At 62.3% G+C, this 13917-nt stretch carries 11 protein-coding genes and 1 pseudogene; 6 read left to right on the plus strand and 6 right to left on the minus strand.

Going from position 1 to position 13917, the window contains the following annotated elements:
- The first annotated feature begins 1 nt into the window (after window position 1).
- Window positions 2–3136 carry an AAA family ATPase gene (locus IAE24_RS28030; RefSeq protein ID WP_199961079.1) on the plus strand — a complete coding sequence of 1045 codons (3135 nt, stop codon included), beginning with the start codon at window positions 2–4 and terminating at the stop codon, window positions 3134–3136.
- A gap of 283 nt (window positions 3137–3419) precedes the next feature.
- On the opposite strand, the gene IAE24_RS28035 is transcribed toward IAE24_RS28030, so the two are convergent.
- Window positions 3420–3866 carry a hypothetical protein gene (locus tag IAE24_RS28035; protein WP_442778745.1) on the minus strand — a complete coding sequence of 149 codons (447 nt, stop codon included), beginning with the start codon at window positions 3864–3866 and terminating at the stop codon, window positions 3420–3422.
- Window positions 3867–4394: 528 nt separating this feature from the next.
- Between IAE24_RS28035 and IAE24_RS28040 the strand changes: the two genes are divergently transcribed.
- Window positions 4395–5234 carry a 2OG-Fe(II) oxygenase family protein gene (locus IAE24_RS28040; RefSeq protein WP_154834566.1) on the plus strand — a complete coding sequence of 280 codons (840 nt, stop codon included), beginning with the start codon at window positions 4395–4397 and terminating at the stop codon, window positions 5232–5234.
- Window positions 5234–5839, plus strand: a complete 606-nt coding sequence (locus IAE24_RS28045) for a LysE/ArgO family amino acid transporter (protein WP_199961078.1) — start codon at window positions 5234–5236, stop codon at window positions 5837–5839. The genes IAE24_RS28040 and IAE24_RS28045 overlap by 1 nt, the downstream gene beginning before the upstream one ends.
- Window positions 5840–5881: 42 nt before the next feature.
- On the opposite strand, the gene IAE24_RS30475 is transcribed toward IAE24_RS28045, so the two are convergent.
- Together IAE24_RS30475 and IAE24_RS30695 are read right to left on the minus strand one after the other, a co-directional pair.
- On the minus strand, window positions 5882–6460 hold the full coding sequence (locus tag IAE24_RS30475; protein ID WP_233626245.1) for a substrate-binding domain-containing protein: 579 nt from the start codon (window positions 6458–6460) through the stop codon (window positions 5882–5884).
- Window positions 6461–6672: 212 nt separating this feature from the next.
- A pseudogene (locus IAE24_RS30695) lies at window positions 6673–6951 on the minus strand (helix-turn-helix domain-containing protein); the annotation flags it as partial.
- On the opposite strand from IAE24_RS30695, the gene IAE24_RS28055 reads away from it, so the two are divergent.
- The 3 genes from IAE24_RS28055 (at window position 6940) to IAE24_RS28065 (ending at window position 10050) form a co-directional block, all read left to right on the plus strand.
- The gene (locus IAE24_RS28055; RefSeq protein WP_199961077.1) at window positions 6940–7899 is read left to right on the plus strand and encodes an alpha/beta fold hydrolase; all 960 of its coding nucleotides are present in this window, start codon (window positions 6940–6942) and stop codon (window positions 7897–7899) included. The pseudogene IAE24_RS30695 and the gene IAE24_RS28055 sit on opposite strands and share 12 nt — an antisense overlap.
- Before the next feature lie 68 nt (window positions 7900–7967).
- Complete coding sequence (locus IAE24_RS28060) at window positions 7968–8972, plus strand: tripartite tricarboxylate transporter substrate binding protein BugE (RefSeq protein ID WP_012205002.1); 1005 nt, start codon at window positions 7968–7970, stop codon at window positions 8970–8972.
- A 163-nt stretch (window positions 8973–9135) separates the two neighbouring features.
- Complete coding sequence (locus IAE24_RS28065; protein ID WP_016448094.1) at window positions 9136–10050, plus strand: LysR family transcriptional regulator; 915 nt, start codon at window positions 9136–9138, stop codon at window positions 10048–10050.
- Window positions 10051–10077: 27 nt separating this feature from the next.
- Here the strand turns inward: IAE24_RS28065 and IAE24_RS28070 are convergent, their stop codons facing one another.
- The 3 genes from IAE24_RS28070 to IAE24_RS28080 are packed head-to-tail and all read right to left on the minus strand — an operon-like array spanning window position 10078 to window position 13496.
- Window positions 10078–11055 (minus strand): Bug family tripartite tricarboxylate transporter substrate binding protein, encoded by a 978-nt coding sequence (locus IAE24_RS28070; protein WP_012205004.1) that lies wholly within the window; start codon window positions 11053–11055, stop codon window positions 10078–10080.
- A 33-nt stretch (window positions 11056–11088) separates the two neighbouring features.
- Window positions 11089–12594, minus strand: coding sequence for an acyl-CoA synthetase (locus IAE24_RS28075; protein WP_199961076.1), 1506 nt, complete (start codon window positions 12592–12594; stop codon window positions 11089–11091).
- Complete coding sequence (locus IAE24_RS28080; RefSeq protein WP_043822631.1) at window positions 12591–13496, minus strand: SDR family oxidoreductase; 906 nt, start codon at window positions 13494–13496, stop codon at window positions 12591–12593. Before IAE24_RS28080 ends, IAE24_RS28075 begins: the two co-directional genes overlap by 4 nt.
- Window positions 13497–13917: the final 421 nt, after the last annotated feature.

A 13917-nucleotide genomic window follows, 5' to 3' on the forward strand; every position in this document is an offset into this window, starting at 1 on the left:
CATGCCTGAGATGCAAGCTGCGCGTGAAGCGCTGTCTCATCTACTCGTCGGGCTTCACGACGTCGACGATTCCGTTGTACGCGGCGAGAAAAAGCTCGGTAACCAGACCTACGCGGTTGCGTACGTCGACTTCGCTGATGACGTGGTGGAGCGCTCGCTTCACCTACGCGACTTCCAAGAACGCATCCTTGCTGACGACTTTTTCGACGCGCCAGGCGACCTGAGATGGAACAAGTACCTCTATATCGTTGCCGGCCCGAACTCGAAGGCCAGTCCTCAATTTGCTGAGGCGAAAGCCGTAATCGAGGCTGACAAGGACTACGCGCGCAAGCGTGTCATCTCGCAGGAGGACCTCGAATCTCAACTGGGAGGGCCGAAGCTGTTCGAGGCAGCGAAGCACGGAAGCACGTACGACGTGCTAACGGACTGGCGGCAACGCTTGTCAGCTGCTGGGCTCGAGCTATTGCTTGACGCTCCGACCCCTCGCACCACAGTTGTGGAGAAGATTGCCCAGCGCGAAGCAGGTGCGGTTGCGAACGGTAAGCAGCAGGTGAAAGAGCTGAACGCTGCCGACACGCCGTTGGCGACTGCGAAGCTACTCAGCCTGAACATCGCTTCGTTCCGGTCGGTACACAACGGCAAGACCTATGACTTCGGCGACGTCACGCTGCTCGTGGGTGCGAACGGAAGCGGAAAAACATCTCTGCTCGAGGCTGTCGAATACTTCTATTGCGGAAACAACCGCAGAAGCACGGCCGTGGGGCCGGTGCGTCTCAAAGGGAAGCTGCGGCCGGGCGCAGGTGGCAACACGTTCGAGCTTTCATCCACTGCAGAAGGCCCTCGCATAAAGGCTCGAAATCTTGCTTGGTACAACCGCAAAGCGCAAAGCATTGCCGACATCGTTGACAGCTTCTCGCTCTACAACTTTCTCGACACCGATGCTGCTTATCGCTTGTCCGGAAATCTGAAGCCAGATGACATCAAGACTGAGTTGAGCCGGTTGTTGGTGGGCTCGTCAGCCGCTACGACGTTTGACTACTTGCAGAAGATTCGAGCCGATATGGATAAGGCTTGGGACAAGGCACATCGTCGCGCCGAAGGGCTGCAGGCCGAATTGACTGTTTTCGAGTGGCGGCTGAAGGAGCTTCAAGGCAAACCGTCCATCGCAAAAACACTGACGGACGCATATCGCGCCGCGCTTGCGGGCCTCGGTTGGAATAGGTCAGCTGAAGCCGGTGTTCCCACGCAGAGAGAGGGCCAGGAGCTTCTGGCCGCTCTGGCGCACGTGCAAGCGCTAGTGTCCCTCGGAGACGCAGCCCGAACCATTAAGGATGTCGAGCATCGTTGGGCACATCTGGAGGCTGCCGTCGGCAACGCAAAGCCCATCGACAAGCAGCTTGTTGGAAGCTTCGAGCATGAGAAGCGACTCGTCTCAAAGATGGAGGAGCTTGAGGACAACGTCAAAAACCTGGACCGGTGGATTGCGTATGAGTCCGCGGGGTTTCATGACGTGCGCCGTCGATACAAGTCGGCTCGTGAGGTCTCAGAACAGCTGGCTACACGTCTCGGAGGCCTAGTCGCCGGCGACCTGCCGCAGGTACCGCAGCAGTACGCCTCCCTCCAACTGCGAGATGCCGTGAAAGCTGCGGGCGAAGCGGCCACTGTCGCCCACGCGAGGTTCATCCGTGCTCAGCAAGCCCTGGACCTTCACGGCCGTGCCGCGTCGGCTCGTGCTACTGCAGCTGCAAAGCTGAAGGACGCGGCGAAGGAAGCGCTCAAGTCGCTGGAGAACCCGGACATGTGTCCAGTCTGCCGCACAGTACATGCCAGCGGCGCATTGATGCATTTCATTGAGGAACTCACCTCAGGGCCGGAGACTACGCGGGAGGTCGAGGCTCTTGCGGAGTCGTTGCGGCTGGCGGGGAACGAGGCGAACGAAGCGCGGAGTTGGGCCGGTGCCGTTGAGCTCTGCCAGAAGTTTGCGTTGCAACTACAGCTGGGGGGGGCAACCACGCCCAAGGAGGTTTTGGAAGAACTAGTCGGACTACGTGAGCGGACAAATCAAGCGCAGTTGGAGCTGCAACGCGTCATTAAGGAAGGGCAAGACCTTGGCAGCGCGGGATTCTCCAGTAAGGAGGCGGATTTGGTGTGGCGCCGAATCTCTGGGCTATTCGAGACCGAGTCCAGCAATCTCACCGCTGACAGTGTGTTGAGAGAAAGGTTGCGGCAGTCGAACGCCGTGGAAGAGACGCGAAAAGTTTTGGATGATTGCCGCAGTAGCATGGGTAGTTTTATTGAGGCTATCCGGGGCTTCGCTCGGTCTGTCGCCGTTGACGACTGGGACACGCGCGTTGAGCCAATCGGCAGCTTCGCATCACTTGTTGCGCTGCAAGACGAGTTTCTTGCCGCTACAAACAATGCTGCAGGACTTCGTTCCTATCTTGCTGTCGAGGACGATGTTCCGCTCGTCGAGGTTCAGGCACGCATCGCAGCCGTAGCCTCCGCCTTCAAGCAAGCCGACGAAGCGTCGCGCAGCGACTCAGATAGCTCGGCCGAGCAGCGGGACTTGCTGAAGAAGATTCAAGGCTGGAAGCTCAGCCTCGGAAAGCATCGCGACGAGGAAAAAGCGCTCCTAGACGCGGGCAAGGTCTTAGATGACCTCATTGAGAACGCTTCCCTGGAGAACGCAACGCGGGAGGCGCTTGACGCCATCGGCGGCCAAATCAATGAGGTGTTCTCGCGCATCCACTCGCCGCGGGAATACGAGTACGTCGGAAGCCCGAATGTTCTTCTGCGGACCGCGGATGGTCATGACCCCCGCACGCTCGACGAGGTTAGCACCGGGCAGAGAGCCGCGTTTGCTTTGTCAATCTTCCTTGCCAGGAATCGCACCGCCGGGGCAGCCCCTCCCATGTTACTCATCGACGACCCAATCGCGCACATCGACGACCTCAACGCTCTGTCGTTCCTAGACTACCTGCGCGACCTGGCGGTGAACTCGGGTCGGCAAATCTTCTTCGCCACCGCAGACACGCGAGTAGCATCTCTGTTCTCGAAGAAGTTCAGCTTCCTTGGAGAGTCGTTTAAGACCATCCATCTAATGCGCAGCCCGCAGGTTGAGGAAGCGGCAGGCTGACGGCCTAAGCGAAGCGCTTCACGCCTGCTCGGCGGTGCTAAACGAGGTGCCGGGGCTGCGCCTCAAGGATTTAGATTTCCGTCACCATCGAGCTATGTGCGCGAGGGCAGGCGACAAAGAATCGTAGCCCTCGCTCACGTCCTCCAAGGCTCAGTTGTCGAGCAATCAAGTGCCACTAAGCGGTCTCTGGTGAACTTCCGCAAACAGCCTGAAGCTGCCGCTCAGAAGTTTGCCGTGGCCAGCCGCTCTTGGCCGTAACCCGCTCCCCCCACCGTCAAAACCCTCACCCAAACAACCCACCCTCATCCAACAACTCAAACGCCACCTCAGGCGTCCTCTCCATCCCCCGCCGAATCGCCGTAGGAATCGCCTGCCGCGTCTTGCTGCACAGCCCGCGCATGGGCAGGACCTCGATCTGTATGCCGCGCACGGTGCGCACTTCGCTGGCGCCGGGCTCGATGCGCACGCGGATGCCAAGCTGCTCATACATGCGCTGCTCCACATGGCGCAGGTCCTGCAGGCTGGTGATGCGTTCCAACCGTAGCAGCAGGCGTTTTTCCTCTTCCTTGGTGAGTCGCAGGATGCGCTGGTCAGCCATGGAGTCGGCGAGCAGGGCGTCGTGCTCGCAGATGCAGGCGCCCGGAGGGCACGGGACTCGGATCGGAATCTGAACGGGAAAGCTCATCGATGCCCAAGGAAGATCCGCCCCGGCCGGGGCGGTGCAGGCCATGCTAGTTCAAGGCTGCAGCGGGGCCAAGGGGAAAGCCCTGGGCAGAGGCTGCGGCCGCCACGATGCCAATGACAACCATGGTTCAGGCTGGCGTGCTTGACCAGCAAGGCAGAAATTCCGGTTCACGGATGAATTTTCGAGTGAAGTGTTTTGCTTGGGCACCCAGCATTGCACCTGGATTTGCCGCTTGCCGGCAAGGAAATGAGGCTTTCGCACTTCCCGTCTAACGACGATGGAGGCGGCGCTGGCAAGTTCAAATGCCCCTTGTGTTTATGGGATACAGACTGTGCGAGAGAGCGATAAGTTGCGAATTTCTTGACCGATCAGACTCTCGATGCCTTGGTTTTCAGGGGGAGTTGGGTTGATTGCTAAAAACCAGAATTTTCCTAAGACGAAACTATGGAAAAATAAATGCGCGGCAACTAGTATCTGCAATGGAGGGCGGGCTTCTGAAGAATTGTAATGATATTTGCCGCACGTTCGGTTCAACTGAACGCTTAATTTTTGGAATCAGCTGGGAGTGTTGTGATGAATGAAATTGGAATTAGGCCAAATCTAGCCGTTGGGAAAATTGGTACTTTGGAAAGTGTGGTTCAAAGAATCATCAAAGATGGTTATTGTAAGTTTTCGGTCGATGATGATTTGTATAACCTTGTCCTTGAATTTGCTGAGTCTGTGCGTAGTTCCGATTTCGAGTATAAATTGTCTCATTCCGATCAGAAACACAGCGATGGATTTATGGGGATTGGTAGCGAATTTTCCAACATCAATAGCTATGCTGATATTTGTGAGAGATTTTGTTATTGGTATTCAAGGAGTGAAGTAAACAAGAAAAATGGCGTGACTGATGCAATGGTCTACAAATTGGCCGAGCAGTTGGAGAATAGGATGAGCAGGCTTGCAGATTGTATTTTGGATGAGATATTCTCTAAATTCGACATGGATGATAAACCATCTGGGCGATGTTATTCATATTTGCAGGCATGTCTTTACTATAAAGACAATGCAGTCAATGGTAGGGATTATGCTCAAGAGCCGCATGAGGATGGCCACTTTCTTACATTCATAACAGCTAACTCAAAGGGGCTTTCCTTGCATAATGGGAAAGTAATGGAGCAAGTAAATTTTGCAGATGGAGAATTTATTGTGATGGCCGGCTCGGCACTATCGATTTTGTCAGACCATGCGATCAAATCGATATATCATTCTGTGGACAATCAATTGGAAATGAATAGAACTTCAGTGGTCTATTTTCTTAATCCGGATTTGAATAAAAATTATTCAAGTTTCTACAAAAGAAGATTGATGAATTTCTCACGGCATATTCAGGAAAATCATATATCATTTGGTAATGCAGAGATAAATTGATGGATGAGGATACTTTCTTTCTCGGTATAGCTTTCGGTCTGGGAATCATCAGTATTCCCAGCCCAAAAGATATCTTCTTCATCAAGATGTGCGTCTTGCGAAGAGGTCTTCTCTCGATGGCATTTGTCGCGGTTGCCTCTGATGCATTTCTGATTGCGGCGGGGGCGTTGCTGTTTGGGATGACCAGCGGAATCTCTGCTGTGGGTATGAGCATCAGGGTGTTGGCAGTATTTTATATTGTGTATTTGTTTCTCTCGATTGATCGCAAAGGCCTTTCCGTGGATGCGGTGGGTAGTGATCGTCTCAGGGGTGATTTTCTACGCATGGGGGAGTTGTCTCTAGCAAATCCCTATTCGTGGATTGACACGGTAGTCTTTCTAGGAGGGATGGCCGCCGTATCGACACATCCGGTGAGCTTCATTTCGGGCGCCATCGTGGCATCAGTTATCTGGTTTGTGGCGTTGATGTTTGTCTTTGGCTGGCTTCTGCCAGAGTCGATGAGAGAAAGTGTTTATAAATATCTACCAATGTTTGCAAAGATAATATTGCCGATTATCTTAATTTTTCTGGTTATTGAGATTTACTCAATATTGAAAGAGTCTTGATGCCGCCTGTTTGCTTGCTGCTATTGGTGGTGGCGATGCTATTCAAGATTTCTGACTCCTCCCATAAAGATTCTCCAACCCCGCCCACACCCTGCGCGTGAGCGGCTTGCTCTGGGCCGCAGGCCGCCGGTAGAGCCGCACGTTGATGGGCACGTCCTTGTCGGGCCCGGCCGCGCGGGCCAGGCGGCCCTCGGTCAGGTCGGCCTTGACCAGGGTGAGCGGCAGCCAGGCCAGGCCCAGGCCCTGGTGGACCATGGCGTGCAGGGAGTCGGCGAGGTCGGCCTCGTAGACGGTGCGCAGGCGCGTGGTGTCGCACAGCTCGTGCAGGTGGCTGCGCAGGATCTTGCCCAGGGACATGCTTTGCGCGTAGTCCAGGTAGGGCACCAGCGGGCCGCCGCCGTGGGCGGGCAGGGCGTATTTGGGCAATTGGGGGACCAGGGGGATGCTGACGGGGATCAGCGTGTCCTGGCCCACGGGCAGCCAGGCCAGGTGGTGGCCCTGCAGGCTGCCTTCGATGGCGGGCTGGGCGTGGCACATGAGCAGGTCCACCTTGCCTTGCAGCAGCATTTCCACGCCGTAGTCCAGGCTGGTGGTGACCACTTTCCAGCACAGCTGGGGCATGGCCTGGTTGAGGGCGGTGATGATGCCCGGCAGGACAGCGTGCGGCCGGCCGCGATGGTGATGGTCTCGTCGCGCGTGCGGTGGGGGCGCTGCAGCAGGCCATGGGTCTGCTCCAGGATGCCCAGCACTTCATGGGCCGAGGCCAGCAGCGTCTTGCCGGCGGCCGTGAGCGTGGTGGACTGGTGGCCGCGCTCGACCAGGGGCGTGCCCGCCCATTCCTCCAGCGCGCGGATGCGGCGGCCAAAGGCAGGGTGGGTGATGTGGCGGCGCTCGGCGGCCTTGTAGAGGCTGCCGGTGTCGGCCAGGGCCTGCAGGTCCTGCAGCAGTTTGAGGTTGAGTTCGTGCATGGGTAGGGTGGGTGCAGGGCTGTGCTGATCCGGCACAGCGCCGCCGCAATCGGCACAGCACCAAGGCGGGGCATGCCTAGCATGGCGGCATGCGAGAGAAGCCCTGTTATGCCTGAAGTTTGCCTCAGGAAGATGCAAAGCCATTTCATTGGCGGTGCGCAGCGCACGGTGCGGGATCTGCCGATCCAGCACAGGGAAGTGGTGCGCAATGGCGGCGAGCGGCCGCTGGACATGAATGGCAGCTATTCCGTGGGCCAGATGTACGCCATGGAGTACCGGCTGGCGCGTCCGCGCAGCCCCCTGCCCGTGCTGCTGTGGCACGGCGGCGGCATGACGGGTGCGCAGTGGGAGTCCACGCCCGATGGGCGCCAGGGCTGGCTGTGGCGCCTGCTGGAGGCCGGCCATGACGTGGTGGTCTGCGATGCCGTGGAGCGCGGCCGCGCGGGCTGGGCGATGTTCCCCGAGATCTATGCCGAGGCGCCCGTGTTCCGCAGTGCCGAGGAGGCGTGGCAGCTGTTTCGCATAGGCCATGGCGCGCCTTCGGGCGACGGTGTGGGCGAGCCCTTCGTTGGCCAGCGGTTTCCACATGAGAATTTTGGTGCCCTGGTGCGGCAGATGGTGCCGCGCTGGCTGGGGCATGAGGCCATGACCATGGCTGCTTATGACGCCTTGCTGGAGCAATTCGGCCCCTGTGTGGTGCTGGGCCACAGCCAGGGCGGTGGCTTTGCCGCGCATGCGGCCATCCGCAAGCCGCACCTGGTGCGCGCCGTGGTGGGCGTGGAGCCTACGGGCATGCCGGTGGTGCAGCAGGAGCAACAGGGGCAGGAGGGGGCGGATGCCTTCACGCCTGCCTCGGCCATCCCGCACCTGGCGGTGTGGGGCGACCATTTCGCGCACAGCCCGCAGTGGCAGAAGTACCGCGCGCAGACCGATGTGTATTGGCAGCTGCTGCGCCGCCTGGGCGGCCGCGCCGAGGTGTTGGACCTGCCGGCCGCAGGCATTACCGGCAATTCGCATTTCTGCATGCTGGACACCAATGGCGACGAGGTGCTGGGCCGGGTGCTGGCCTGGCTGGAGCGCCTGGGCCGATGACTGGCGGGTTACTGGCCAGTGACTGGCCGGTCTTGGTCCCGAAGAATTTCAACGAGGAGAAAAATCCTATGCAACGCCGCAATTTCATGATCCGCAGCCTGTCTGCAACCACGGCGGCCCTGGCCCTGGGCGCCCTGGCGCCCGCGCAGTCGGCCCTGGCAGCCGATGCCGGCTGGCCCACGGCCGAGCCCATCCGCCTGATCGTGCCGTTTCCGCCCGGCGGCACGGCCGATGTGGTGAACCGCCTGTTCGCGCAGCAGCTGGGCAAGGTGCTGGGCGCCTCGGTGATCGTGGAGAACAAGGCCGGTGCCGGTGGCTCGCTGGGCACGCGCTTCGTGGCCGATGCCAAGCCGGACGGCTATACGCTGCTGGGCGCCACGTCCAGCACGCACGGCACGAATCCGGCCGTCTACACCAAGCTGCCCTATGACGCGGTGAAGGATTTCACGCCCATCACCCAGGTGATCACGGTGCCGGGCGTGCTCAGCGTGCATCCCTCGGTCAAGGCGGCCAATCTGAAGGAGCTGATCGCGCTGGCCAAGGCGCAGCCGGGCCATCTGTCGTATGCGTCCTCGGGCGCGGGCGGTCTGGGTCATCTGGCCATGGAGCTGTTCAAGGCCAAGGCGGGCGTGCAGATCATGCATGTGCCCTACCGTGGCGCTGGCCCGGCCTTCACCGATCTGATCGGCGGCCAGGTGTCCATGCTGTGGGAGCCGCTGCCGGCCTCGCTGCCGCACATCAAGTCCGGCAAGATCCGCCCGCTGGCCGTGGCCACGGCCCAGCGCAGCAGCGAGCTGCCCGATGTGCCGACCTTTGCCGAGTCCGGCGTGCCCGGCTACGCCGTGCAGGCCTGGAACGGCCTGCTGGCGCCCAAGGGCCTGCCCAAGGACATCCGCGACAAGCTGCACAAGGCCAGCGTGCAGGCCCTGGCCGATCCGCAACTGCGCCAGCGCCTGGCGGAGCTGGGCGGCACGGTGGTGGCCAATACGCCGGAGCAGTTCGGCGCGGTGATCCTCAAGGATGTGACGACCTGGAAGCAGGTGGCTTCTTCGTCGCAGATCAGCCTGGACTGATGCGGCGGGCACCGGGGAAAGCCCTGTGTCCCGGCGCCCACGGGTGGCGGGGCCAGGCGTGGTGACGGTGCCATAGTCCGGGGGTGGCGGTCCGGGCGCGTTGCCTGCGGCCGCGCACAAGGCCGCGAACAAGGCGGCCCGCCTGACCTGCCGCTCTCAAGCCATGGACATCAACCTCATCCGCAATTTCGTAGAGATCGTGGACGCGCGCAGCCTCAGCGCTGCGGCGCGCAAGCGCGACATCACGCGCTCCAAGGTGAGCAAGGAGCTCAAGGCGCTGGAGACGGCGCTGGGCGTGACCCTGCTGCACCGCACGACGCGCAGCTTTTTGCTGACGGCGGCGGGCGAGGTGCTGTACGAGCACGGGCGCAGCATCATCCAGGAGGTGGAGGCGGCGCAGGGCGCCATCGACGCGCTGCAGCATGTGGTGACGGGCTCGGTGCGGCTGAGCATTCCCACGGGCCTGGGCGAGCTGTACCTGGCCGACATGCTGCTGGCCTTCCAGAAGCGGCACCCGCAGGTGCGCATCCGCGTGCTGTTCTCCAACCGGGTGAGCGATCCCATGAGCGCCCAGGTGGATGTGGCCGTGCGCGTGGCGCGCGACGTGCAGGAGCACCTGGTGGCGCGCGATCTGGGGCCGGTGGGCTTTGGCCTGTATGCCAGCAGCGCCTATGCCAAGGCGCGGCCGTTCCACGACCCCGCCGAGATTCCCCACGGCGTGCTGTTGACGCCGCCCGGCGACGGCAAGACCTATGCCGTCTCGGTGAAAAAGGGGCAGCAGGAGATTGCACTCAAGTGCGAGCCCTGCATCACCAGCGAGCATTTCCCCTTCCTCAAGCAGTCCATGCTCCGGGGCAGCGGCGTGGCCACCTTGCCCAACTACATGGTGATGGACGAGCTGCGATCGGGCGCGGTGCAGCGCGTGTGCCCGGACTGGACGGTGTCCGGCCTGGGCGACAGGCTGTACATCATCACGGCCGAGGACCGGCGGCCCTCGCATGCCGTCAAGGTGATGACCGAGTTCCTCAGGGCCAGCCTGCTGCGCTTCGTGGAGCAGGCCGAGGTGTCCGGCCCTTAGGCCCTTAGTTCATCACCTTTTCGGTCTTCAGTTCTCCAGCGCAATCGCGTTGTCCGCGATCACCTTGCGCCACATCTGGCCGTCAGCGGCCAGGAAGTCGTCGAGCTGGGCCTGGGTCTGGGGCTTCCTGGCGGCCAGGGTCTGGTTGCCCAGGGCACTGGCGAACTCGGGGTTGAGCATGACCTTGTTGACGGCTGCCTGCAACGTGTTGCGCGCGTCCGCGGGCGTGCCTGCGGGCACGGCAATGCCGAACCAGGTGGAGGCCCTGAAGCCCGGCACGCCCGATTCGGCAATGGTGGGCGTCTGCGGCAGGAACTGCGAGCGCTCCGGCCCGGTGGTGGCAATGGCCACCAGCTTGCCGGCCTTGATGTGGGGCAGGGAGGTGCCGGCCACGTCCACCATGAGCTGGGTGTCGTTGGCCATGAGGGCGGTGAGGGCCGGCGCGCTGCCGTTGAAGGGAATGTGGGTGGCGGCCACGTCCAGGCGGGACTTGATCAGCTCGGTGGTCAGCTGCAGCGGGTTGCCCAGGCCGACCGAGCTGTAGTTGAGCTTGCCCGCGTGGGCCTTGGAGTAGGCCTTGAGGTCGGCCACGTTTTTGATGCCGGTCTGGCTGTTGGTGACCAGCACCAGCGGGGCCTCGGCCAGGATGTTGGTGAGCTTCAGCTCCCGGTCGGGGTTGTAGCTGAGCTTCTTGTAGAGCAGCGGGTTGAGCACCATGCTGGCATTGCTGGCCAGCAGCAGGGTGTAGCCGTCGGCCGGCGAGCGCGCCACTGCCGATGCGGCAATCATGGTGTTGGCGCCCGGCCGGTTCTCCACGACCACGGACTGCTTGAGCTCCGTGGACAGGTGCGTGGCCAGGGTGCGGGCCAGCACATCGACCGAGCCGCCCGGCGCATACGGGGCGATGAGCTTGATGGGCTTGCTGGGGTAGTCGGACTGGGCGAACCCGGGGGCTGCGGCTGCGGTGGCCGCAGCGGCAAGCAGCAATGCGATGGCCTTGTTCATGCGTTGTCTCCTTCTCTTTCGGTGTTGGCGGGTTCAGATCTTGCGCTGCGTCGCGCCCCAGTGGGCGTCGCGCAGCTTTCTTTTGGCGATCTTTCCGTTGTCGTCGCGGGGCAGGCGCTGGAAGACGAAGCTGCGCGGCAGCTTGTAGGCCGCCAGCCGGCCGCGCAGCCATTCTTTCAGTTCGGCCTCGGGCAGTGTGCCTGACTGGCCGGGTTCGACCAGGGCCAGCAGCCGTTCGCCGTACTCGGCATCGGGCACGCCGATGACGGCGCAGTCTGCTATGCCGGGGTGTCTGAGCAGCTCGTTCTCTATCTCGGCCGGGTAGATGTTCACGCCGCCGGAGATCACCATGTCCGAGTCGCGGTCGCAGACGTAGAGAAAGCCTTCCTCGTCCAGGTAGCCCATGTCGCCCAGGGTGATGAGGCCGCCCTGGTCCATCTTGCGGCGGGCCTCTTCGTTACCCTTGTAGGTGAAGTCGGCATAGGCGGGCTGGCGCACGTAGATCAGGCCCACCTCGCCCGTGGGCAGGCCCTGGCCCTGCCTGTCCAGGATGCGGACTTCGGCGTCCTGCAGCGGCAGGCCCGCGCTGCCCGGGTGGGTGAGCGCGTCGGCCGAGCCGATGAAGGTGACCAGGCCCGACTCGCTGGAGGCATAGGTCTCGTTGATGATGGGCCCCATCCACTCGATCATGGCCTTCTTGACCTCGGGCGCGCAGGGCGAGCCGGTGGAGGCAATGAAGCGCAGCGAGGAAATGTCGTAGCGCTCGCGCACTTCGCGCGGCAGCCGGAGCAGGCGCACGTACATGATGGGCACCATGTAGGCGGTGTCGATGCGGTGCTCCTGCACCAGCTGCAGGAAGCGCTCGGGGTCGAAGCGCGGCTCCAGCACCACCAGCTCGCTGAGCATGAGCGCGTTCTGGAAATACAGGCTGGGCGCGCTGTGGTAGATGGGCGCGGTCAGCAGGGTGCGCGCGCCGGGCTGCAGGCCGTAGGCGGTGGCGATCAGCGCCTGGTTCACGGCCAGGCGCCGGGGCAGTTCTTCCACGGGAAACGCCTTGCGCAGCACGCCCTTGGGGCGGCCCGTGGTGCCCGATGTATAGGCCATGTGGCCGCGCGGCGCGACCAGCGGGCCGTCGTAGGGGGCCTGGGCGGCCAGCCAGGTTTCGTAGTCCTGCTCCGGCTCGCGTGCGTGGGCGACGCGCCGGGGCAGGTCCGCATAGAGTTCGCCCTTGAGGCCGTCGAGCAGGTCCTGGCTGGTGATGAGGGCGCGGGCGCCGCTGTCGGCCAGGATGTAGTCGATCTCCGTGGCCGTGAAATGCCAGTTGATGGGGCAGTAGTAGATGCCCGCAATGCGGCAGGCATGGACCACGTCGGCGTATTCGATGCCGTTGCGCAGGAAGACGGCCAGCACGTCGCCTTCGGCCAGGCCCAGGCTGCGCAGGCCCTGGGCCAGCTGGCGGCCGCGCTGCTGCTGGGCGGCGCCGGTCAGCGTGCGCTGTTCGAAGACCAGGGTGGAATGGGGCGTGGCGGCGTTGCTCATGTGGGCGTGGCCTCCTGCTCCCCATCGTTGACGTTGGGCTGGTTGGCGGCCTTGGCCATCTGCCGGGCGCGCGCCCAGTCGGCATCGTCCCAGGCCTGGTATTCGGTGAAGTAGGCGCCGTTGGCCAGGGCGTCGCCGCCGTCCAGCGTGATGGTCTGGCCGTTGAGCCAGGTGTTGCCCGGGGCCAGGATGAAGGCGGCCATGTTGCCGATGTCCTCTCCCGTGCCCAGGCGGCGCGTGGGGTTGTCCAGGCGGCGGCGGTCGGCCGAGTCCTCGTTGCCGTCGATCCTGGGGCGCAGGCGCTGGCTGGCGCCCTGGGTGGGAATCACGCCCGGCGCAATCGCGTTGAACCGTATGCGCTTGGGACCCCATTCCACGGCCAGCGATTTGGTCATGGCGTCCAGCCCGGCCTTGGACATGGCCGAGGGCACGACGAAGGGCGAACCCGTGTCCACCCAGGTGACGACGATGGACAGCACCGAGCCCGGCAGCCCTTCGGCGATCCAGCGGCGGCCCACGGCCTGGGTGACGTAGAAGGTGCCACGGAAGACGATGTCCGATATGGCATGGAAGCCGTTGATGCTCAGGTCCTCGGTGCGGCTGACGAAGTTGCCGGCCGCGTTGTTGACCAGGCCCGTCAGCGGGCCGTGTTCGGCCCAGATGCGGTCGATGACGGTGTGCACGGCCTCGGGCTGGCGAATGTCGAGTTCATGCGCAAAGGCCTGCGCGCCCGTATCGTTGTTCAGCATCTCGCAGGCCTGCTGCACCACGGAGCGCCGCCGGCCGCACAGGTGCAGCTCGGCACCCAGTTCCGCCAGCTTGGCCGCCATGGCCAGGCCCAGCCCCGTGCCGCCCCCGGTGATCAGGACGCGCTGGCCCTGGAATAGATTGGCTTCGAACATGCTTGTCTCCTTTTGCTTTCACTCTAGGGAGACAGGGGCGGCTGGCAAAGGAGGGTGGTGGAACGCGGTTGGTTCCGTGGTGGAAACAATGGGCTTGTGATTTGGGGCTGTGACCGCGGCTTGTCAGCGAGTGCAGGGGGGCTCATTTCCCCCTGCCGGGTGGTTGTTTTTCGAGGCCGGGTCTCGGCCCGGCGGCCGACCTACTTTCCTTTGTTTCGCCAAAGGAAAGTAGGCAAAGCAAAGGCGACCCGAATGTCCGCGACCCTCCGCTTCGCTGCGGGCAACCTGCGTCGTGGCGGTTGCGGGGTTCGCTGCGGAACTCGCTGCGTTCACTGCGTGAACTTCGCTCAGACAACCGCAGCGAGTCAGTTGACGAAGCAGTCCTGTCCTTCGGCAGGACTGCAACCCCGCAACCACCACG

The sequence above is a fragment of the Delftia sp. S65 genome, from assembly GCF_016516495.1.
Taxonomy (GTDB): Bacteria; Pseudomonadota; Gammaproteobacteria; order Burkholderiales; family Burkholderiaceae_C; genus Comamonas; species Comamonas acidovorans.